The sequence below is a fragment of the Enterobacter sp. BNK-34 genome, assembly GCF_048684445.1.
Lineage (GTDB): Bacteria > Pseudomonadota > Gammaproteobacteria > Enterobacterales > Enterobacteriaceae > Enterobacter > Enterobacter pseudoroggenkampii.
In genome coordinates this window covers 548,879-569,082 of the sequence record NZ_JBLQUA010000001.1, presented here as the reverse complement: position 1 = coordinate 569,082, position 20,204 = coordinate 548,879, and the positions used below count along the sequence as shown (strand labels likewise).

Below are 20,204 nucleotides of genomic sequence, written 5' to 3'. Positions count from 1 at the left end.
ATGCAATACATCAAAATCCATTCGCTGGATAACGTGGCCGTCGCGCTGACGGATCTCGCTGAAGGCGACGTGGTGACCGTTGATAACCAGAGCGTCACCCTGCGTCAGGCGATTGCTCGCGGACACAAGTTTGCCGTGAAGCCTCTCGCTAAAGGGGACAACGTCATTAAGTACGGTCTTCCGATTGGGCATGCGCTGGCGGATATCGTGCCGGGTGAACATATTCATTCCCATAATACCCGCACCAATCTGAGCGATCTGGACGAGTACAGCTATCAACCTGATTTACCTGCGGCACAAGAGCAGGCGGCGGATCGTGACGTGCAGATCTACCGCCGCGCCAATGGCGACGTGGGGATCCGCAACGAGCTGTGGATCCTCCCGACCGTCGGCTGCGTGAACGGGATTGCGCGTCAGATCCAGACGCGCTTCCTGAAAGAGACCAACAATGCCGAAGGCACCGACGGCGTGCATCTGTTCAGCCACACCTACGGCTGCTCTCAGTTGGGGGATGACCACATTAACACCCGCACCATGCTGCAAAACATGGTGCGTCACCCGAACGCAGGCGCGGTGCTGGTGATTGGCCTGGGCTGCGAGAACAACCAGGTTGATGCCTTCCGCGACACGCTGGGCGAGTTTGACCCTGAGCGCGTGCATTTTATGGTGTGTCAGCACCAGGATGACGAAGTGGAGGTGGGCGTTGAGCAGCTTCACCAGCTGTATAACGTGATGCGCCATGACAAGCGCGAGCCGGGCAAACTGAGCGAGCTGAAGTTTGGGCTGGAGTGCGGCGGGTCTGACGGCCTGTCCGGTATCACCGCCAACCCGATGCTGGGCCGCTTCTCGGACTATGTGATCGCTAACGGCGGCACGACGGTGTTGACCGAGGTGCCGGAGATGTTCGGCGCGGAACGTATTCTGATGAGCCACTGCCGCGACGAGGAGACGTTTGAAAAAACCGTCACCATGGTGAACGACTTCAAACAGTATTTCATTGCCCACAATCAGCCCATTTATGAGAACCCGTCTCCGGGTAACAAAGCGGGCGGGATCACCACGCTGGAAGAGAAATCCCTCGGCTGCACCCAGAAAGCGGGCGCGAGCCAGGTGGTTGACGTTCTGCGTTACGGCGAGCGCCTGAAAACCCACGGTCTGAACCTGCTGAGCGCGCCGGGTAACGATGCTGTCGCCACCAGCGCGCTGGCGGGAGCCGGCTGCCATATGGTGCTGTTCAGCACCGGTCGCGGCACGCCGTACGGCGGTTTTGTGCCGACGGTGAAAATCGCCACTAACAGCGAGCTGGCGGCGAAGAAAAAGCACTGGATCGACTTCGATGCCGGGCAGCTTATCCACGGCAAGGCGATGCCGCAGCTGCTGACGGAATTCGTGGACGCGATTGTGGAATTTGCCAACGGCAGGCAGACCTGCAACGAGAAGAACGATTTCCGCGAGCTGGCGATCTTTAAGAGCGGTGTGACGCTTTAATCGGTGCGGCGTGATGCCCTCACCCTGGCCCTCTCCCACGGGGAGAGGGTACAAACACTAAAAACGGCAACCTCAGGGTTGCCGTTTTGCTGTTAACCTCGTAGGGCGTTCTTCGCTAAACGCGCGTCTTCCGCCTGGCACACGGCGGCGGTGAACATCACGTCGGTGGAGGAGTTAATCGCCGTCTCGCAGGAGTCCTGCAGCACGCCGATGATAAAGCCTACCGCAACCACCTGCATGGCGATCTCATTCGGGATGCCGAACATATTACATGCCAGCGGGATCAGCAGCAGGGAACCGCCCGCCACGCCGGATGCGCCGCAGGCACACAGCGAAGCCACCACGCTTAACAGAAGCGCGGTTGGCAGATCCACCGGAATACCCAGCGTATTGACCGCCGCCAGCGTCAGCACCGTGATGGTGATGGCCGCTCCCGCCATATTGACGGTCGCACCCAGCGGAATGGATACGGAGTAGGTATCGCGGTCCAGATTCAGCTTCTCACACAGGGACATGTTGACCGGAATGTTTGCCGCCGAGCTGCGGGTGAAGAAGGCGGTCACGCCGCTTTCGCGCAGGCACATCAGCACCAGCGGGTACGGGTTACGACGGGTCTGCAGAAACACCAGCAGCGGATTAATCACCAGTGCCACGACGGCCATACAGCCAATCAGCACCAGCAGCAGCTGCGCATAGCCCCACAGCGCGCCGAAACCGGTGGTTGCCAGGGTGGATGCCACGAGGCCAAAAATACCAATCGGCGCAAAGCGGATGACCACCGTCACGATAAAGGTCACGGCGTGAGAAAGGTCGTTAACCAGATTTTTGGTCGTGTCGTTGCTGTGGCGCAGAGCGAAGCCCAGACCGACGGCCCATACCAGGATCCCGATGTAGTTCGCGTTAATCAGCGCATGGATCGGGTTGGCGACAATGCTCATCAGCAGGCCGTGCATCACCTCAACAATGCCCGCAGGTGGGGTAATGTCGGTAGCGCCGGTGGTCAGCTGCAGCGTGGACGGGAAGATAAAGCTCACCACCACGGCCGTCAGGGCCGCAGAGAAAGTCCCCAGCAGGTACATCCACAGAATCGGGCGAATATTGGTTTTTTGTCCCTGCTGGTGATTGGCGATTGAGGCCATCACCAGGGTCAAAACCAGAATCGGCGCGACCGCTTTCAGCGCGCCGACGAACAGCGTGCCGAGCAGGCCGGTGGCCTCGGCGGCAGGTTTCGAGATCAGTGCCAGTGCGATGCCGAGCACAAGGCCAACCAGTATTTGCTTAACGAGGCTGCCGCGCGAGAGGCGCGCAAACAGACCAGACGAGGATGTCGTCATGAGTGTTCCTTAAGTGAAATTGCGTTCCATCCCGGATGTGCTCTTAGTCACATTTATGTCCGGATGTAAGTAAATGTTTGCCTGGTCGAGTATAGGGAAAGTGTCTTGGGAGGGAAGCGTAAAATGCTGGATTTTACGTGGTGCGTCATGTTTTTTAACTACTTCGTTACAAATGTGTGTTCACCCTCTCCCTGTGGGAGAGGGCCGGGGTGAGGGCATCAGTCCGCACCGAACGTTTTACTCCACCTGCTGCTTCTTATCGTGCTGGCGGTTAACCCAGGTATTGATAATCAGCGTCACGATCAGAATGCCAAACACCACGCCGAGCGAAATGGCGATCGGGATATGGTAGAAATCGACGATCAGCATCTTGATACCGATAAACACCAGGATCACCGACAGACCGTACTTCAGCATCGAGAAGCGCTCCGCCGCGCCCGCCAGCAGGAAGTACATCGCACGCAGGCCGAGAATGGCGAACAGGTTTGAGGTCAGGACGATGAACGGGTCGGTGGTCACCGCGAAGATAGCCGGGATGCTGTCCACGGCGAAAATCACGTCGCTCAGCTCAACCAGAATCAGCACCAGCAGCAGCGGGGTGGCAAACAGCAGGCCGTTCTTGCGCACGAAGAAGTGTTCGCTCTCAATCTTATCGGTCATGCGCAGGTGTCCACGGATCCACTTCACCAGCGGGCGATCGCCAATCGCAGAGCCGTCCTCTTTCGCCAGCGCCATTTTGACCCCGGTGAACAGCAGGAACGCGCCGAAGACGTACAGCAGCCATTCGAACTGGGTAATCAGCCAGCTGCCGGCGAAGATCATTATGGTACGCAGGATAATCGCCCCCAGCACGCCGTAGACCAGCACGCGGCGCTGCAGGGCCGCAGGCACGGCGAAATAGCTGAACAGCATCAGCCAGACGAAGACGTTATCCACCGCCAGGGCTTTTTCAATCAGATAGCCAGTGAGGAAGGCGAGGGCCTGAGGATCGGCCACCGCGCGGCCTTCGGTCGAGGCCAGATACCACCAGAAGGCGGCACAGAACAGCAGGGAGAGGGTAACCCACACCAGCGACCAGGCCGCAGCCTGTTTCATGGTCATGCCGTGCGCGCCGCGACGCCCCTGTAAAAAGAGGTCGATCGCCAGCATGATGAGCACGACAACCGCGAATCCGCCCCACAACATGGGAGTGCCGACAGAATGCATACTATTTTCCTTACACATAAAAAACAAAACGGCCATGGTCAGAAGACGATAGCCGTTAGCTTTTTATGCATAGACCTCGCCTTCCGGCAAGGTCTCACTTACAACCACGAGGGTTGCCCGGCGACCGGATGCGGTATTGCACGCATCGTAATGACGATCCACCGACGAAGAAGTTACTCCCCTTTGCAGGTAACAAAATATGTCAGACCATTGGTTTCGTCAATGGTCTGCGCCGTTTCATTACACAGCTTTACGCGATAGCTTCCGCGCTCACGCCGTCTGCCGGGAACACCACGCCGGTCTGACGGCGGATCTCCGTTTGCAGCTTCGCTGTGGTGCGGCTCACCGCAAGGCCTGGGTGATTCACTTCGTTGTCTTCCACCAGACGGGCGAAGACCTCTGCCTCATAGAGCATAGTGTTTATATGCTGAGGCTGCGTCAGCTCCTGAGCTTTGCCGCCGCGCGGCACAAAGCTCACCTTCTGGCACTCGGAGATCTTCTCGATAACCAGCGAGCCCGCTTCGCCCTGAATTTCGCTCGGCAGGACAGAGTCGCTCACCTTGGAGTGCTGCAGCGTGACGCTGAAATCACCGTAGTCCAGCACCGCTAAACCGTGCGCATCCACGCCGCTCTCCAGCAGGCTGGCGGTGGCCGTTACGCCGTGCGGCTCGCCCCACAGGGCCACGGCAGAGGCCAGGCAATAGAAACCGATATCCATAATCGAGCCGTTAGAGAAGGCCGGATTAAAGGTGTTCGGGTTCTCGCCGTCGAGATAGCGCTGGTAGCGCGACGAGTACTGGCAGTAGTTGATAAACGCTTTGCGCACTTTGCCCACCTTCGGCAGGGACTGCTGCAGCAGCAGGAAGTTCGGCAGGCTGGCGGTTTTGAAGGCTTCGAACAGCACCACCTGGTTTTCGCGGGCAAGCGCAATGGCGGCTTCGACTTCATCGATGTTCGACGCCAGCGGCTTCTCGCAAATCACATGCTTTTTATGGCTGAGGAACAGCTTCGTTTGCGGGAAGTGCAGGGAGTTCGGGCTGGCAATATAGACCGCGTCAATGGCGTCGCTTTGCGCCATCTCATCAAGCGAGGTGAAGAGATGCTCGACGAGGTAGTCGTTGGCAAAACTCTGCGCCTGCTCAAGGCTGCGGGAATAGACTGCGGTAAGTTTCAGTTTGCCGGTTTCGTGGGCGGCGTCGACGAACTGGCGCGTGATCCAGTTCGTTCCAATGACTGCGAAACGTATCATAAACGTTTACGTACTCCGTAGCGGGGAACCTTTAGCCACTGTAGCACGTCATCATGACAATTCGCGTGCGCTATTCCGCATTACCTTTTAACGATAAATGCGTAAGCCACAGACGGGTATCAAACTCCAGCTGGTGGTACTGCGGCTCCATGTGGCAGCACAGGGAATAGAACGCTTTGTCGTGCTCTTTCTCTTTCAGGTGTGCCAGCTCATGGACGACGATCATCCGCAGAAAGGCTTCCGGCGCGTTGCGGAAAACCGTCGCGACGCGGATTTCGGCCTTCGCCTTCAGCTTGCCGCCCTGCACGCGGGAGACGGCGGTGTGCAGGCCGAGCGCGTTTTTCAGCACGTGGATCTTGTTGTCGTACATCACCTTGTTGATCGGCGGGGCGCTCTTCAGATACCGGTTTTTCAGATCCTGCGTATACTGCCAGAGGGCCTTATCGGTCGCGAAATCGTGGGTGCCGGGGTAGCGTTTTTCCAGCACCGCGCCCAGCTTCTGCTCGGCAATCAGGCTGCGAACCTGAGTCAGTAAATGCTCCGGGTAGCCCTGGAGATAAGTAAGTTGGTTCATCAACGCCCCAAATCGACAATAAAACGGGTATACTCACGCACCCTTTTCAGGGATACGCCAAATTTTACCATTCAGGAGGGCCGATGAGCCACTTAGACAACGGTTTCCGTTCACTCAACCTTAAACGTTTCCCGGAGACGGACGACGTTAACCCGCTTCAGGCGTGGGAAGCGGCGGATGAATATCTGCTGCAGCAGTTGGATGACACTGAAATCCGCGGCCCGGTTTTGATCCTGAATGACGCCTTCGGCGCGCTGGGCTGCGCCCTGGCGGAGCACACGCCGTACAGTATCGGCGACTCCTACCTGAGCGAGCTGGCGACGCGTGAAAACCTTCGCCATAACGACATCGAAGAGTCCAGCGTGAAGTTCCTCGACAGCACCGCGGACTACCCGCAGGCGCCCGGCGTGGTGCTGATCAAAGTGCCAAAAACCATGGCGCTGCTGGAGCAGCAGCTGCGCGCGTTGCGTAAGGTCGTCACGCCAGAAACCCGCATCATCGCGGGTGCCAAAGCGCGCGATATTCATACTTCGACGCTGGAGCTGTTCGAGAAAGTCCTCGGCCCGACCACCACCACGCTGGCCTGGAAAAAAGCGCGCCTGATCAACTGTACGTTCGCCGCCCCTGAGCTGGCCGACGCGCCAGAAACGCTGAGCTGGAAGCTGGAAGGGACAGACTGGACCATCCATAACCACGCGAACGTCTTCTCCCGCACCGGTCTGGATATCGGCGCGCGCTTCTTTATGGAACATCTGCCGGAAAATCTGGAAGGTGAGATTGTCGACCTGGGCTGCGGCAACGGTGTGATCGGTCTGACGCTGCTGGCGAAGAACCCGGAAGCCAGCGTGGTGTTCAGCGACGAGTCGCCGATGGCGGTGGCCTCCAGCCGTCTGAACGTGGAAACCAACATGCCGGACGCGCTGGACCGCTGCGAGTTTATGATCAACAACGCGCTGTCTGGCGTAGAGCCGTTCCGCTTCAACGCGGTGTTCTGTAACCCGCCGTTCCACCAGAAGCACGCCCTGACGGATAACGTTGCGTGGGAAATGTTCCACCACGCGCGCCGTTGCCTGAAAATCAACGGCGAGCTGTACATCGTGGCGAACCGCCACCTGGACTACTTCCACAAGCTGAAGAAGATTTTCGGCAACTGCGTCACCATTGCGACGAACAATAAGTTTGTGGTGCTGAAGTCGGTGAAGCTGGGACGTCGTCGTTAAGATTGTGTATGTGCGGCCTGATGCCCTCACCCCGATCCTCTCCCACAGGGAGAGGGCGCAAACACTAAAAACGGCAACCCGGTTGCCGTTTTGCTTTTACCCCCCCACCGGGCGATGCCGTTAAATACTCAGCGCCAGTTTTGTCCCCTGCGCAATCGCGCGCCGCGCGTCCAGCTCCATCGCCACGTCGCACCCGCCAATCAGATGCACCGTTTTACCGGCTTCGCGCAGCGGATCCGCCAGATCGCGCTTTGGCTCCTGCCCGGCACATAAAATGACGTGATCTACGCGCAGCAGCTGCGGTTCGCCGCCGATCGTGACGTGCAGACCCTCGTCGTCGATCTTCTCGTAGCTCACCGCTGGGATCATCTTCACCCCGCGCGAGAGCAGGGTGGCGCGGTGGATCCAGCCCGTGGTTTTACCCAGCCCTTCGCCCGGCTTGCTGGCTTTACGCTGCAGCATCACGATCTGACGCGGGCTTTTTGGCAGCTGCGGCCCTTCGGGACGAAGCCCGCCGGACTGCTTCAGGCTGGTGTCGATACCCCATTCCACGCAAAACTCGGCGATATTCTGGCTGGTGGCTTCGCCCGGCTGGCTTAAATACATGGCGGTATCAAAGCCGATCCCGCCGCAGCCGATAATCGCCACCTTCTCGCCAACCGGCGTTTTGTCTCGCAATACATCCAGATAGCTCAACACCTTCGGATGATCGATACCCTCGATCGCAGGCGTGCGCGGTACGATCCCGCTCGCCAGGATCACCTCATCGAAATCAGTCAGATCCGCCGCGCGGACAAACTGGTTAAGCCGCAGCTCGACGCCCGTCAGCTCGATCATCCGGCGGTAGTAGCGCAGCGTTTCGTAGAACTCCTCTTTGCCGGGGATCTGTTTGGCGATATTAAACTGCCCGCCAATCTCCCCCAGCGCATCAAACAGCGTTACGCTGTGCCCGCGCGAGGCAGCATTGACCGCAAACGCCAGCCCCGCCGGGCCTGAGCCCACCACGGCCAGGCGTTTTTTATTGGCCGCCGGAACGACCGGCATTTTGGTTTCATGGCAGGCGCGTGGGTTAACCAGGCATGAGGTGACCTTGCCGACGAAGATCTGATCCAGGCAGGCCTGGTTACAGCCGATGCAGGTGTTGATTTCATCCGCACGGCCGCTTTGCGCTTTGGACAGCAGCTCGGCATCGGCAAGGAACGGCCGCGCCATTGAGACCATGTCGGCGTCGCCGCGTGAAATCACATCGTCCGCCACCTGCGGATCGTTAATGCGGTTGGTGGTGACCAGCGGAACAGACACTTTCCCTTTCAGCCTGCGCGTCACCCAGCTGAACGCCGCGCGCGGCACCGGCGTGGCGATGGTCGGAATGCGCGCCTCGTGCCAGCCGATGCCGGTGTTGATAATGGTGGCACCTGCGGCTTCAATCGCCTGCGCCAGCTGCACGGTTTCGTCGAACGTCCCACCGCCTTCCACCAGGTCGAGCATCGACAGGCGGAAGACGATAATAAAATCAGCCCCTGCACGTTCGCGCACCGCGCGCACCACCTCCACGGCAAAGCGCATCCGGCGGGCATAGTCGCCGCCCCATTCGTCTTCACGGTGGTTGGTGCGGGCGGCGAGAAACTCGTTGATCAGGTAGCCTTCTGAGCCCATCACCTCAACGCCGTCGTAGCCCGCCTCGCGCGCCAGCGCCGCGCAGCGGGCGAAGTCGTCAATCAGCGCCAGGATCTCGTCGTGGGTGAGGGCGTGAGGTTTAAAACGGTTAATCGGTGCCTGAAGAGCCGATGGCGCGACCAGATTCGGCTGATAGCTGTAGCGTCCGGTGTGCAGAATTTGCAGGGCGATTTTGCCGCCCTCGCGGTGTACCGCGTCGGTCACAATGCGGTGGTGCGGCAGCTGTGACGCATCGTTCAGAACCGCGCCGCCCTCCATGCCCACGCCGGAAGGGGCAGGGGCCACGCCGCCGGTGACAATCAGCGCCACCCCGTGGCGGGCGCGCTCGGCATAGAAAGCCGCCAGACGCTCGGCCCCGTCCGGGTGCTCCTCCAGCCCGGTGTGCATCGACCCCATCAACACGCGGTTTTTGAGTGTGGTGAACCCCAGATCGAGAGGGGCGAATAACGACGGGTAGCGGCTCATAGTCTCTTCCAGTGTAAAATTATTGTTATGTGGTCGGATGAGTTACTAATTTAGCCAGCGGCAACGGAAAGGTAAAAGCGGGATCGAATGATTGTGATAGATCTCAAAGAACTTCCCCTCACCCTAACCCTCTCCCCGGAGGGGAGAGGGGACTGGCCGGTGCGGCCTTAAAGAATCAGCTCGATCTGGTTTTTTCCCTCTCCCCTATGGGGAGAGGGGCAGGGTGAGGGGTATGGGTTTTTACTAACCCCGGTGCCTGCCACATCGACGTCGTCAGCCCGCTGTCCACCAACCCAAGCTGGTCCGCATATACCGCCTGCCATTTCTGCATCATGCCGTCGTACAGCTCGCGATGTACCGGGTTTGGCGTGAACTCGCGGCTCCATTTCACCAGCCGCTCGCCCGTCGAGGCCATATCGGCAAACAGCCCTGCGCCAACGCCTGCCGCAATGGCGCAGCCCAGCGCCGTCGCCTCCTTCACTTCCGGCACGCGCACCGGCAGGCCGGTGACGTCGCTGAGGATCTGGCTCCACAGCGCGCCTTTTGAACCGCCACCGGCAAACACCAGGCTCTCAAACGTCACGCCGGAGAAGCGCGAAATCTGCGCCAGGTTGCAGGCCGAGACGATCGCCGCGTTCTCCTCCAGGGCGCGGAACAGCGTCGCTTTGTTGCATTTTTCCGGGTCGATGGAGAGGTTAATAAACGACGGCGCGGCATGGTACCACTGCTTAAAATGCATGGCGTCGGAGAAGATCGGCATCACCCCGTGTGAACCCGCCGGCACGCGGCTGGCCATCTCTTCCAGCAGGGAGTAGGTGTCCATCCCCATCCGCTCGGCAATCAGCTTTTCCTCCGCGCAGAAGGCGTCGCGGAACCAGCGCATGGTCAGCCCGGTAAAGAAGCTGATCGACTCCGCCTGCGCCATGCCGGGAATAACGTGCGGGTTCACGCGGATGTTCATCTCGGGGTCGGTGCGCACCTGCGGCAGGTTCACCACCTGCTGCCAGAAGGTGCCGCCCAGCACCGCCGTCTGCCCGGCGCGAACTACGCCCAGCCCCAGACAGCCCAGCTGCACGTCGCCGCCGCCCATGACGACCGGCGTGCCTTCGCGCAGGCCGCTTTGCTGCGCGGCCTCTTTGGTGATAGCGCCCAGCACGGTGCCGGTCTCTTTCACCGGGGAGAGAATATCGGCGCGCAGCCCGGCCATGTCGAGCAGCGCCGGACGCCAGTCGCGGGAAAACAGATCCAGCATGCCGGTGGTGCCCGCGTTAGACGGGTCGACCGCCAGCTCGCCGGAGAGCTTCGCCGCCAGCCAGTCGCTGATCATGGTGATGGTGGCGGCTTTACGATAAATATCCGGACGATGGTGCGCCAGCCACAGCAGGCGCGGCATGGCGCTCAGCGCCAGCGTCTGCCCGGAAACGTCATACACTTCGGATTCAAAACGATAGTCGTGGATCTCTTTGAGTTCGGCCACCTCGCGGCTGGCGCGGGCGTCAACGTTGGCGCAGGCCCAGATGGCCTCGCCGTTGCGGTCGTAAAGCACTATCCCTTCGCGCATGGAGCAGCAGGCGACGGACTGAATGTCCGCCGCGCCCATATTCGCGCGCGACAGCGCCTGATGAATGCACCGGCAGGCCAGCTGCCAGTTGGTCTCGAGGTCGAACTCCATCGACCCCGGTACGTTCTCCACGCTCAGGTGCTTCCACTCGGCCTGGCCGACGGCAATCTGGTTGCCCTGCAAATCGAAAATCACGGCGCGAACGCTGCCGGTCCCTGCATCTAACGCTAAAAGGTAACTCATGAGCTTGCCTCGCTGTTAGCGCAGGGCGGGCTCTCACTTGGCCAGAGCCAGCACCGCGCGGGCTGTCGTCTCCTCCGTCACCAGGCCATTGATACGGCGACCCTTCAGTGCGGCATAAATCGCATCGGCTTTCTCTTCCCCTCCGGCCACGCCAACGATGGTGGGCAGCTGCGCCAGCTCATCAAGCGAGACGCCGAGTAATTCTTTATGGATTTCCAGCTCCTCGACGCACTCCCCTTCGGCATTGAGGAAATAGCCGAGAATGTCGCCGACCGCGCCTTTGCGGGCGTACATCAGCTGTTCACCTTCGCTGATATAGCCGGATCGCAAGATCGTGGCGTCACGGCGCTGGTTCACCGACCCAATGCCGACCACTGCCACGTCGGCGGCGGTGGCGGCGAGGATTACGTCCCGCACGCTGGTCTCGCGTTTTAAGATCCCGGCGACTTCAGCGGATGACACGCGAAGCGGGGCGGGGATCATGCTGACGCTGCAGGCCGCATCCAGCTGGCCGATACCGGTCATGTACGGCCCGACGCCGCCGGAGAGCGTCACCAGGCGGATCTGCTGCGAGCTGATAAAGCCGCTCAGGTGCTGCAGGCTGCTCATAGTGGTTTCACCAAACCCCACCGCCAGCAGCTGGCCGGGCTCCAGTACGCCCATCAGCGACTGCGCCGCGCCAATGCCCAGCCGCACGTTCATCGGCGGCGTATTCAGGGCGGGCATCACGCGCACCAGCTTCAGGTCAAAGCGCTGCTGTAGCTCGGTTTCCAGCGCCAGGCAGCCCTCGTAGCGGGAGTTGATCTGCACGCGGATCACCCCGGACTGACGGCCCTTCTCCAGCAGGCGGGAGATTTTTAATCGCGGCAGCCCGAGCCGCTCGCCGATATCGTTCTGGGTCAGCCCGTCGTGGTAGTAGCACCAGGCCACGCGCGCCACCAGCTCCTCTTCCGCCAGTGCCAGCCCGGCAAACCGTCCTTCTTCCGCAGTGCGTTTATCGCTCATAGTTGAACTCTTATAAAAATTTAGATCATATGTTCGTGATGGCGCGAAGGGAAAGTGTGAGCCACGCGACAAAACGGATCATTTCGATCGTTTCTGGTTTATCTGAATCTCAATCGATAAAACTGTGATCCCTGCACGGTTGTAAATATAGTTCACCGTCTACGCTTTTGAACATTATTAAATCTAAAAATCATTTGTTCAATAGCGGAGCGATGATGGCCTCACTTCTCGACGCGCGGAATATCAGCAAGCAGTTCTCAGGCGTGCCGGTTCTTAAAGGCATTGATTTCACGCTGCTTGCGGGCCAGGTGCACGCCCTGATGGGCGGAAACGGCGCGGGAAAATCGACGCTGATGAAAATCATCGCCGGGGTCGAAACGCCTGACAGCGGTGAACTTTCCGTCGAGGGGCAGTCATATGCGCGGCTGACGCCCGTTCAGGCGCACAGGCTTGGCATTTACCTCGTGCCGCAGGAGCCGCTGCTGTTCCCCAACCTGACGGTGCGGGAAAACATCCTGTTCCGCCTGCCGCGCGAGCGCGATCTTGAAAAGTGCCTGGCGGAGAAACTCCAGCAGCTGCAGTGCCAGCTTAACCTCGACGCTACCGCCAGCACGCTGGAAGTGGCGGATCAGCAGATGGTGGAGATCCTGCGCGGATTAATGCGCAACGCCCGGGTCCTGATCCTCGACGAACCTACGGCCTCCCTCACGCCGGGCGAAACCGAACGGCTGTTTCGCCAGATCCGCGCCCTGCAGACACTCGGGGTCGGGATTGTTTTTATTTCCCATAAGCTGCCGGAAATTCGCATGCTTTCAAGCCATGTCTCGGTGATGCGCGACGGCGCGGTGGTGCTGAGCGGCGAAACCGCGCAGTTTGACGACAGCGCCCTGATCGCCGCCATGACGCCGGTAAGCCGGGAGAAATCCCTAAGCGATACGCAAAAGCTGTGGCTGGCGCTCCCGGGCAATCGCCGTACCCAGCCGCAGGATTTCCCGGTGCTGCGCGTTGACGATCTTACCGGGGAAGGCTTTATCGATCTCAGCCTTGAGATCTATGCCGGGGAGATCGTCGGCCTGGCCGGGCTGGTGGGATCCGGGCGCACCGAGTTTGCGGAAACGCTCTACGGCCTGCGGCCCGTGCGCGGGGGCCGTGTCTGGCTGGAGAACCAGGAGATCACCGGCGATCCGGTAAGTTCACGCCTGGAAAAAGGGCTGGTCTACCTGCCGGAAGACAGGCAGGTGTCCGGCCTGTTCCTCGACGCGCCGATCCGCTGGAACACCGTGGCGCTGAACGAGCCGTCTCTCTGGCAGCAGCGCAAGCGGGAGTCTGCGGTCGTGGAGCGCTATCACCGGGCGCTGGGGATCAAGCTCAACCATGCGGATCAAACCGTGCGCACGCTCTCCGGCGGTAACCAGCAGAAGGTGCTGCTGGCGCGCTGCCTTGAGGCCAACCCTTTGCTGCTGATCGTCGATGAACCGACGCGCGGCGTGGACGTCTCGGCGCGCGCCGACATCTACCAGCTGATCAAAAGCGTGGCGGCGCAGAACGTGGCGGTGCTGATGATCTCAAGCGATCTCGATGAGTTTCCGGGCCTCGCGGACCGCGTGCTGGTGATGCATCAGGGCGTACTCAGCGGCGAGCTGCCGCGCCATGCCGTCAGCCTCGACAGAATGATGGCGCTGGCGTTCGGAGGGCAAGCATGAAGACCTTACTGAAAAACCGCGAGCTGAGCGCGTTTCTCGCCATTCTGGCGCTGTTCGCCGTGCTGGTGGCGCTCAATCCGTCCTACCTGAGTTTGCAGACGCTGGGGATGATCTTCGCCAGCTCGCAGATCCTGATCCTGCTGGCGATCGGCGCGGCGCTGGTGATGCTGACCCGCAATATCGACGTCTCCGTGGGTTCAACCGTCGGGCTCTCCGCCATTGCCGTCGGCGTGGCGCTCAACAGCGGCTACAGCCTGCCGGTTTCCATTCTCTTCGCGCTCACGGTTGGCGCGCTGGCCGGGTTATTCAACGGGTTTCTGGTGGTGGGGCTGCGCATCCCGGCGATTGTCGCCACCCTCGGCACGCTGGGGCTGTACCGTGGAGCGATGCTGCTCTGGACGGGCGGAAAGTGGATTGAAGGGCTGCCGCCGGGGTTGAAATCTCTCTCTGAGCCTGCGGTCATCGGCGTGTCGCCCCTTGGTATGGTGGTGTTGATTATCGTGGTCACCGGCGCGTGGACGCTGTCGCGCACCGCGTTCGGGCGTGATTTTTACGCGGTGGGGGATAACCTCGCCGCCGCGCGGCAGCTGGGCGTGGCGGTGAACCGCACCCGCATGATCGCCTTTACCCTCAACGGCGTGCTGGCGGCCTGCGCCGGGATCGTCTTTGCCGCGCAGATTGGTTTTGTGCCCAACCAGACCGGCAGCGGGCTGGAGATGAAGGCCATCGCCGCCTGCGTGCTCGGCGGTATTTCGCTGCTGGGCGGCACGGGCACGCTGATCGGCGCGCTGCTCGGCGCGTTTTTCCTGACGCAAATCGACACCGTGCTGGTGCTGTTCAGGCTCCCGGCGTGGTGGAACGACTTTATCGCCGGGCTGGTGCTGCTGGGCGTACTGGTGCTCGACGGGCGTCTGCGCCAGGCGCTGGCGCGCCATCAGCGGGCGCTGAAGTACGGTCGCTTCCAGCCGGGTAACAGAGGGGGGAAGCACGTCACCCCGTTTCCCAAACGCAAAAAAGAGGTGGCGTAAATGAGGCTTAACTGGGAAAGCGCGCTGCTGATTTTACTGGTGCTGGAGATCCTGCTCTTTGGTGTCATCAACCCGCGCATGCTCGACGTCAACATGCTGCTGTTCAGCACCAGCGATTTTATCTGCATTGGCATCGTGGCGCTGCCGCTGACGCTGGTGATCATCAGCGGCGGGATCGACATTTCGCTGGGCTCGACCATCGGCCTGTGCGCGATTGCGCTGGGGGTGATGATGCAGACCGGGTGGCCGATGGCGGTTGCGATTCCGCTGACGCTGCTGCTGGGACTGCTGTGCGGGCTGGTAAACGCGGCGCTGATCCACTACACCGGCATCAGCCCGCTGGTGATTACCCTTGGCACGCTCTACCTCTACGGCGGCGGGGCGCTGCTGCTCTCCGGCATGGCGGGAGCCACGGGCTACGAGGGCATCGGCGGCTTCCCGGACAGCTTCACGGCGTTCGCTAACCTCGCGGTGTTGGGGCTGCCGATCCCGCTGGTGCTGTTCGCGGTGATTACCGTCTTCTTCTGGCTGATTACCCACCGCGGGCGCTTTGGGCGCCATCTGTTCCTGATTGGGCAAAATCCGCGTGCGGCACGCTATGCGGCGCTGTCGGTGAACGGCATGCCCTACGCGCTGTATGGTCTGGTGGGCGTGGCCTCGGCGGTTGCCGCGCTGGTAATGGTCTCCTATTTCGGCTCCGCGCGTTCGGATCTGGGGCGCGATTTGCTGATGCCCGCGCTCACCGCCGCCGTACTCGGCGGAGCCAATATCTACGGCGGTTCAGGTTCGGTTGTCGGTACGGCGCTGGCGGCGCTGCTGGTGGGCTACCTGCAGCAGGGTTTACAGATGGTCGGTATCCCTAATCAGGTGTCGAGCGCGCTGTCAGGGGCGCTGCTGGTCGTGGTGGTGATGGGACGTTCGCTGAGTCTGCACCGCGAGTGGGTGCGTTCTCTCTTTAGAAAACTATCCGGAGCGTAAGATGAAAACAAAACTGTTCGTCCTGGCAATGGCCCTCAGCTTCGCTTCGGCGCAGGCGGCGGATCGCATTGCCTTTATCCCGAAGCTGGTGGGCGTGGGCTTCTTCACCAGCGGCGGCAACGGCGCGAAAGAGGCGGGGAAAGACCTCGGTGTGGACGTCACCTACGACGGCCCGACCGAGCCGAGCGTCTCCGGCCAGGTGCAGCTCATCAATAACTTCGTCAACCAGGGCTATAACGCCATCATCGTCTCCGCCGTGTCGCCGGACGGCCTCTGCCCGGCGCTCAAGCGCGCGATGCAGCGCGGCGTCAAGGTCCTGACCTGGGACTCCGACACCAAACCGGAGTGCCGCAGCATCTATATCAACCAGGGAACGCCGGAACAGCTGGGCGGCCTGCTGGTGGAGATGGCGGGCAAGCAGGTCACCAAACCGAATGCCAAAGTGGCGTTCTTCTACTCCAGCCCCACCGTCACCGACCAAAACCAGTGGGTGAAAGAGGCGAAGGCCAAAATCGAGAAAGATCATCCCCAGTGGCAGGTCGTCACTACCCAGTTTGGCTATAACGACGCCACCAAATCGTTGCAAACCGCCGAAGGGATCTTAAAAGCGTATCCGGATCTGGATGCGATCATCGCCCCGGATGCCAACGCGCTGCCGGCCGCGGCACAGGCGGCGGAAAACCTGAAGCGCGAAGGGGTGGCGATTGTCGGGTTCAGTACGCCGAACGTGATGCGTCCGTACGTTGAGCGCGGCACGGTAAAAGCCTTCGGCCTGTGGGATGTCGTACAACAGGGCAAAATTGCGGTCAATGTCGCCGATCGTTTGCTGAAAAAAGGCGATCTTAACGTCGGCGACAGCGTGGACGTAAAAAATATCGGGGCGCTGAAGGTCGAGCCGAACAGCGTGCAGGGCTACCAGTATGAGGCGAAGGGCAACGGCATCGTGCTGCTGCCGGAGCGGGTGGTGTTCACCAAAGAGAACATCAGCAAATACGATTTCTGACGGGGGAGCAAATGGCTGATTTAGACGATATCAAAGACGGTAAGGATTTTGGCATCGGCACGCCGCAGGTCAACGTGCCGTTCACGCTGAAGGGCTGCGGCTCGCTGGACTGGGGCATGCAGTCCCGCCTGGTACGCATCTTCAACCCTAAGAGCAACCGTACGGTGATGCTGGCCTTTGACCACGGCTACTTTCAGGGGCCGACCACCGGCCTTGAGCGTATCGATCTCTCCATCGCGCCGCTGTTTGGTGAAACCGACGTGCTGATGTGCACCCGCGGCATCCTCAGGAGCCAGGTGCCCGCCGCGACCAACAAACCGGTGGTGCTGCGCGCCTCCGGCGGTAATTCGATTCTGGGCGAGCTGTCGAACGAGTGCGTGGCGGTGGCGATGGAGGACGCGCTGCGCCTGAACGTCTGCGCGGTGGCGGCGCAGGTGTACATCGGCAGTGAGTTTGAGCATCAGTCGATCAACAACATCATCAAGCTTGTCGATGCGGGCGCGCGCTACGGCATGCCGACGCTGGCGGTGACGGGGGTCGGTAAAGAGATGGCGCGTGACGCGCGCTATTTCTCGCTCGCCAGCCGCATCGCCGCCGAAATGGGGGCGCAGTTCGTCAAAACCTACTACGTGGACGAGGGCTTTGAAAAAGTGACCGCCAGTTGCCCGGTGCCGATAGTCATCGCCGGGGGCAAAAAGCTGCCGGAGCACGAGGCGCTGGAGATGTGCTGGCGCGCGATAGATCAGGGGGCATCCGGCGTGGACATGGGGCGCAACATCTTCCAGTCCAGCGCGCCGCTCGCCATGCTGAAGGCGGTGAAAAAAGTGGTTCACGAGAACTGGAACGCCCGCGATGCGTTCCAGTTCTGGCAGGAAGAGAAACAGGGAGAAGCAAAATGAACGTGACGCTGGTTGAAATCAACATTAAGCCCGAGCGGGTGGACGAGTTTCTGGAGGTATTCCGCGCCAACCACGAGGGGGCAATCAAGGAGCCGGGAAACCTGCGCTTTGACGTATTGCAGGACCCGAGGGTGAAAACCCGCTTCTTTATCTACGAAGCCTATAAAGACGAAGAGGCGGTGCTGGCGCATAAGCAAACGCCGCACTATCTGGCGTGCGTGGATAAGCTTGAGGAATTGATGTCGGAGCCACGTAAGAAACGGAGTTTTGTGGGGTTGTTGCCGGAGTAACGGTACGGGTAAGAGGTTGTGTTGCTTTTGTAGGCCGGGTAGGCGTTAGCGCCACCCGGCATTGTTCAGGCCAGCACCAGATCCGCAAGTATCGCAGCAAGCGCTTCGCGCGGCTCACCCTGAATAGCCTGAAGCGGGAAGGGGAGCGCGGGTGTTTCCACTTTCCCCAGCATTTCTGCCGCTGCCGCTACCACCCGCAAGCTGCCGTATCGACGGAACAATTCCCACAGCGGCTCCAGCCGCTCGGATTGTGCCGCCTCTTTCGAACGGGCAATCGCCAGCGCTGTTTGCGGGAACAATCCGCCGAGCACCGAGTACCAGACGTCAAACCCGGCCTGCAGGGCGGAGGCCGCTCGCCAGTCGCCGGCGATACCCAGCGTGACGGTATCAGGAAGACGAGCCCGTACCTGCGACAGGTCCTCCGGCACGCGGCCAAGCTTTATGGAGCCTATATTCGGCAGGGCCGCGGCGGCAAATAACAATTCATCGCTAAATGAAAAACCGGTCGTGGCGGGATTATCATAAATGCACAGCGGTACGGAGATCTGGCGGGTCACCGTTTCATAGAGATTAAACACTTCGTCTTCCGTTAATCGCTGGTACGACACGGGCGCCAGCAGCAAGCCGGAGACACCTGCCGATTGCGCGTCGTCAGCCAGACGCAGAATATCGTCCAGCCGTAATGCGCCAATGCTGACGATGACCGGAATGTCATCAGCATGCGCCACCGCGCAGCGTGCGATCCGACCACGCTCTTCTACGGTCAGATAGGCATAACTTCCCGTTGAGCCGAGAATGCCCAGAGAATCCACGCCAGCGTCGACCACGGGGCGCAGAAGATTAATGAAGGACTGCTCGTCAAACGTCCCCTCTTTCAGGGGGGTTAACGGAAAAGCGCTTAATCCGTGAAACATCGTGTTGTCCTCTTACAGCGTCAGCATCTTAACCTGAGCCGTGGCCCCCGGCATCAGCCGCTGCAGGTTGTTGACCAGCTCTTCTCCCGCCTCTTCCAGTGCCGCAAGCGGCATCGACGGCAGGCTTTCAAGAATAAACCACATAAATTGCGCCTGGCTATCCAGACGGGTACGCACCCCCTGTCGCCAGTTCCAGCGGCGGCAGGTGACGCCGAGATTGTCGCGCCAGATAACTTCGCCTGGTTCCGGATGTTCCACCACTGGTTGCCCCTCTTTTAAAGTATCAAACGGCTCGCTGCCTTCGGCCAGCGTCAGACGCGGCGCACCCGAGTACGCCGCGAGATTTTCCCCACCCACCGGAATGGCATAGCGAATGCTCACCGCGTTATAGATATCCACCACCGGATCCAGCGACGGCAGCGAACCGTCTTTCAGTACCCGCTTGCGCAGGGCCGCGGCGGAACAGGGCGTGCGTTTCGGTTTCGCGCCGAAGGCTTTAAACACCTCATCCCAGTCTGAAAGGTGTGCATCAGCCCACGGCACATCATCATTCAACATCTGCTGGCAGGCCTGCGCCAGCGCGGCGGGCGCTACCTCCGGGTGGGTAATCGGCGCAGCTTCAACCAGAATGCTCAGCGCCCGAAAGCCTGGGGCAATCCCGGCAAGACGCGAATCTATTGACGGCGTAACGAGAGACATAAATAATCCTGTATTGACTGTTTTATACCATGGTAGTGACCAATGACTGATAAAGTCAATATAATGACTGATTCGGGTGCCGATGTTGCCCAGGTAAGCCTGGCCGTGGCGAACCGCATCCGCAACTGGCGTAAAGAGAAAAAGCTGTCGCTGGACGAGCTGTCCCGCCGCGCCAGCGTCAGCAAAGGGATGCTGGTGGAGATCGAAAAGGGCGCAGCCAATCCCAGCATCGCCATTTTGTGCAAGCTGGCCGCCGCGCTCGGCATCTCCGTGGCGGATATCGTCAACGTCTCCAGCGAGCCGCTGGTACACGTTATCGAAGAAGAGGCGATTCCGGTGCTGTGGCAGGGCGCGCTGGGTGGACGTGCCAGACTGCTGGCGGGTACCGCGGGACCTGACATGATTGAGTTATGGCAGTGGGAGATGCAGCCGGGAGAACGGTTTACCTCTCCGGGGCACCCGGCGGGAACCTTTGAGCTGCTGCACGTAAACGAGGGCGAGTTAACGCTGACGGTGGATGAGACGGTGAACCAGGTTAACGCTGGTGCGTCGGCGGTGGCGAAAACGGAAGCGTCGCACGGCTACGCCAATGAAAGCGATACCGTGCTTCGCTTCACCATGACGGTGGCGGAGTTTCACCGATAAAAAACTGCCGGGTAGCGTAACGC

Annotated in this window: 18 protein-coding genes; 9 read left to right on the top strand and 9 right to left on the bottom strand. The window is 60.4% G+C overall.

Translation table 11 applies throughout. The features are described from left to right. Positions 1 to 1,488 (top strand): UxaA family hydrolase, encoded by a 1,488-nt coding sequence (locus tag ACMGG5_RS02925; protein WP_420277503.1) that lies wholly within the window; start codon positions 1 to 3, stop codon positions 1,486 to 1,488. A 92-nt stretch (positions 1,489 to 1,580) separates the two neighbouring features. On the opposite strand, the gene sstT is transcribed toward ACMGG5_RS02925, so the two are convergent. The 4 genes from sstT to ACMGG5_RS02905 form a co-directional block, all read right to left on the bottom strand. Then, the gene (gene sstT, locus ACMGG5_RS02920; RefSeq protein WP_420277502.1) at positions 1,581 to 2,822 is read right to left on the bottom strand and encodes a serine/threonine transporter SstT; all 1,242 of its coding nucleotides are present in this window, start codon (positions 2,820 to 2,822) and stop codon (positions 1,581 to 1,583) included. Positions 2,823 to 3,059: 237 nt separating this feature from the next. Beyond that, entirely contained in the window at positions 3,060 to 4,028 is a 969-nt protein-coding gene (locus ACMGG5_RS02915) for a TerC family protein (RefSeq protein WP_023309283.1), read from the bottom strand. A 250-nt stretch (positions 4,029 to 4,278) separates the two neighbouring features. Further along, positions 4,279 to 5,277, bottom strand: coding sequence for a Gfo/Idh/MocA family protein (locus tag ACMGG5_RS02910; RefSeq protein WP_420277501.1), 999 nt, complete (start codon positions 5,275 to 5,277; stop codon positions 4,279 to 4,281). Between the two features lie 70 nt (positions 5,278 to 5,347). After that, positions 5,348 to 5,851 (bottom strand): YgjP-like metallopeptidase domain-containing protein, encoded by a 504-nt coding sequence (locus tag ACMGG5_RS02905; protein ID WP_024906411.1) that lies wholly within the window; start codon positions 5,849 to 5,851, stop codon positions 5,348 to 5,350. 83 nt (positions 5,852 to 5,934) lie between these two features. Between ACMGG5_RS02905 and rlmG the strand changes: the two genes are divergently transcribed. Next, positions 5,935 to 7,071 carry a 23S rRNA (guanine(1835)-N(2))-methyltransferase RlmG gene (gene rlmG / locus ACMGG5_RS02900; protein WP_157189765.1) on the top strand — a complete coding sequence of 379 codons (1,137 nt, stop codon included), beginning with the start codon at positions 5,935 to 5,937 and terminating at the stop codon, positions 7,069 to 7,071. 120 nt (positions 7,072 to 7,191) lie between these two features. Here the strand turns inward: rlmG and ACMGG5_RS02895 are convergent, their stop codons facing one another. From ACMGG5_RS02895 to lsrR, 3 genes are all read right to left on the bottom strand, one after another. Beyond that, positions 7,192 to 9,213, bottom strand: coding sequence for an FAD-dependent oxidoreductase (locus ACMGG5_RS02895; RefSeq protein ID WP_420277500.1), 2,022 nt, complete (start codon positions 9,211 to 9,213; stop codon positions 7,192 to 7,194). A gap of 175 nt (positions 9,214 to 9,388) precedes the next feature. Further along, positions 9,389 to 11,017, bottom strand: a complete 1,629-nt coding sequence (lsrK, locus tag ACMGG5_RS02890; protein ID WP_407859102.1) for an autoinducer-2 kinase — start codon at positions 11,015 to 11,017, stop codon at positions 9,389 to 9,391. A gap of 33 nt (positions 11,018 to 11,050) precedes the next feature. Beyond that, positions 11,051 to 12,022, bottom strand: a complete 972-nt coding sequence (gene lsrR, locus ACMGG5_RS02885) for a transcriptional regulator LsrR (RefSeq protein WP_024906415.1) — start codon at positions 12,020 to 12,022, stop codon at positions 11,051 to 11,053. A 215-nt stretch (positions 12,023 to 12,237) separates the two neighbouring features. Between lsrR and lsrA the strand changes: the two genes are divergently transcribed. The 6 genes from lsrA to lsrG are packed head-to-tail and all read left to right on the top strand — an operon-like array spanning position 12,238 to position 17,923. Next, the gene (gene lsrA, locus ACMGG5_RS02880) at positions 12,238 to 13,725 is read left to right on the top strand and encodes an autoinducer 2 ABC transporter ATP-binding protein LsrA (protein WP_420278597.1); all 1,488 of its coding nucleotides are present in this window, start codon (positions 12,238 to 12,240) and stop codon (positions 13,723 to 13,725) included. After that, a complete protein-coding gene (lsrC, locus tag ACMGG5_RS02875; protein WP_248272454.1) occupies positions 13,722 to 14,753 on the top strand; it encodes an autoinducer 2 ABC transporter permease LsrC in 1,032 nt (343 codons plus the stop codon). Before lsrA ends, lsrC begins: the two co-directional genes overlap by 4 nt. Then, positions 14,754 to 15,731, top strand: a complete 978-nt coding sequence (gene lsrD, locus ACMGG5_RS02870) for an autoinducer 2 ABC transporter permease LsrD (protein ID WP_420277499.1) — start codon at positions 14,754 to 14,756, stop codon at positions 15,729 to 15,731. 1 nt (position 15,732) lies between these two features. Continuing rightward, entirely contained in the window at positions 15,733 to 16,734 is a 1,002-nt protein-coding gene (lsrB, locus tag ACMGG5_RS02865) for an autoinducer 2 ABC transporter substrate-binding protein LsrB (protein WP_023333523.1), read from the top strand. An 11-nt stretch (positions 16,735 to 16,745) separates the two neighbouring features. Then, a complete protein-coding gene (lsrF, locus tag ACMGG5_RS02860) occupies positions 16,746 to 17,633 on the top strand; it encodes a 3-hydroxy-5-phosphonooxypentane-2,4-dione thiolase (protein ID WP_420277498.1) in 888 nt (295 codons plus the stop codon). Then, a complete protein-coding gene (gene lsrG, locus ACMGG5_RS02855; RefSeq protein WP_003862606.1) occupies positions 17,630 to 17,923 on the top strand; it encodes a (4S)-4-hydroxy-5-phosphonooxypentane-2,3-dione isomerase in 294 nt (97 codons plus the stop codon). The genes lsrF and lsrG overlap by 4 nt, the downstream gene beginning before the upstream one ends. 65 nt (positions 17,924 to 17,988) lie before the next feature. Here lsrG and ACMGG5_RS02850 read toward each other — a convergent pair whose 3' ends face one another. Together ACMGG5_RS02850 and ACMGG5_RS02845 are read right to left on the bottom strand one after the other, a co-directional pair. Next, positions 17,989 to 18,837, bottom strand: a complete 849-nt coding sequence (locus tag ACMGG5_RS02850) for a dihydrodipicolinate synthase family protein (RefSeq protein ID WP_267215647.1) — start codon at positions 18,835 to 18,837, stop codon at positions 17,989 to 17,991. A 12-nt stretch (positions 18,838 to 18,849) separates the two neighbouring features. Next, positions 18,850 to 19,536, bottom strand: a complete 687-nt coding sequence (locus ACMGG5_RS02845) for a B3/4 domain-containing protein (RefSeq protein WP_267215646.1) — start codon at positions 19,534 to 19,536, stop codon at positions 18,850 to 18,852. A gap of 42 nt (positions 19,537 to 19,578) precedes the next feature. On the opposite strand from ACMGG5_RS02845, the gene ACMGG5_RS02840 reads away from it, so the two are divergent. Next, positions 19,579 to 20,181, top strand: coding sequence for a helix-turn-helix domain-containing protein (locus tag ACMGG5_RS02840; protein ID WP_420277497.1), 603 nt, complete (start codon positions 19,579 to 19,581; stop codon positions 20,179 to 20,181). Positions 20,182 to 20,204: the final 23 nt, after the last annotated feature.

Bases quoted from the DNA above. Each gene is read 5' to 3' on its own strand.
- ACMGG5_RS02925 (WP_420277503.1), top strand. From the start codon at position 1: ATGCAATACATCAAAATCCATTCGCTGGATAACGTGGCCGTCGCGCTG.
- ACMGG5_RS02905 (WP_024906411.1), bottom strand. From the start codon at position 5,851: ATGAACCAACTTACTTATCTCCAGGGCTACCCGGAGCATTTACTGACT.
- ACMGG5_RS02895 (WP_420277500.1), bottom strand. From the start codon at position 9,213: ATGAGCCGCTACCCGTCGTTATTCGCCCCTCTCGATCTGGGGTTCACC.
- lsrR (WP_024906415.1), bottom strand. From the start codon at position 12,022: ATGAGCGATAAACGCACTGCGGAAGAAGGACGGTTTGCCGGGCTGGCA.
- lsrG (WP_003862606.1), top strand. From the start codon at position 17,630: ATGAACGTGACGCTGGTTGAAATCAACATTAAGCCCGAGCGGGTGGAC.
- ACMGG5_RS02845 (WP_267215646.1), bottom strand. From the start codon at position 19,536: ATGTCTCTCGTTACGCCGTCAATAGATTCGCGTCTTGCCGGGATTGCC.
- rlmG (WP_157189765.1), top strand. From the start codon at position 5,935: ATGAGCCACTTAGACAACGGTTTCCGTTCACTCAACCTTAAACGTTTC.
- ACMGG5_RS02840 (WP_420277497.1), top strand. From the start codon at position 19,579: ATGACTGATAAAGTCAATATAATGACTGATTCGGGTGCCGATGTTGCC.
- lsrC (WP_248272454.1), top strand. From the start codon at position 13,722: ATGAAGACCTTACTGAAAAACCGCGAGCTGAGCGCGTTTCTCGCCATT.
- lsrA (WP_420278597.1), top strand. From the start codon at position 12,238: ATGGCCTCACTTCTCGACGCGCGGAATATCAGCAAGCAGTTCTCAGGC.
- ACMGG5_RS02915 (WP_023309283.1), bottom strand. From the start codon at position 4,028: ATGCATTCTGTCGGCACTCCCATGTTGTGGGGCGGATTCGCGGTTGTC.
- ACMGG5_RS02850 (WP_267215647.1), bottom strand. From the start codon at position 18,837: ATGTTTCACGGATTAAGCGCTTTTCCGTTAACCCCCCTGAAAGAGGGG.
- lsrK (WP_407859102.1), bottom strand. From the start codon at position 11,017: ATGAGTTACCTTTTAGCGTTAGATGCAGGGACCGGCAGCGTTCGCGCC.
- sstT (WP_420277502.1), bottom strand. From the start codon at position 2,822: ATGACGACATCCTCGTCTGGTCTGTTTGCGCGCCTCTCGCGCGGCAGC.
- lsrD (WP_420277499.1), top strand. From the start codon at position 14,754: ATGAGGCTTAACTGGGAAAGCGCGCTGCTGATTTTACTGGTGCTGGAG.
- lsrF (WP_420277498.1), top strand. From the start codon at position 16,746: ATGGCTGATTTAGACGATATCAAAGACGGTAAGGATTTTGGCATCGGC.
- lsrB (WP_023333523.1), top strand. From the start codon at position 15,733: ATGAAAACAAAACTGTTCGTCCTGGCAATGGCCCTCAGCTTCGCTTCG.
- ACMGG5_RS02910 (WP_420277501.1), bottom strand. From the start codon at position 5,277: ATGATACGTTTCGCAGTCATTGGAACGAACTGGATCACGCGCCAGTTC.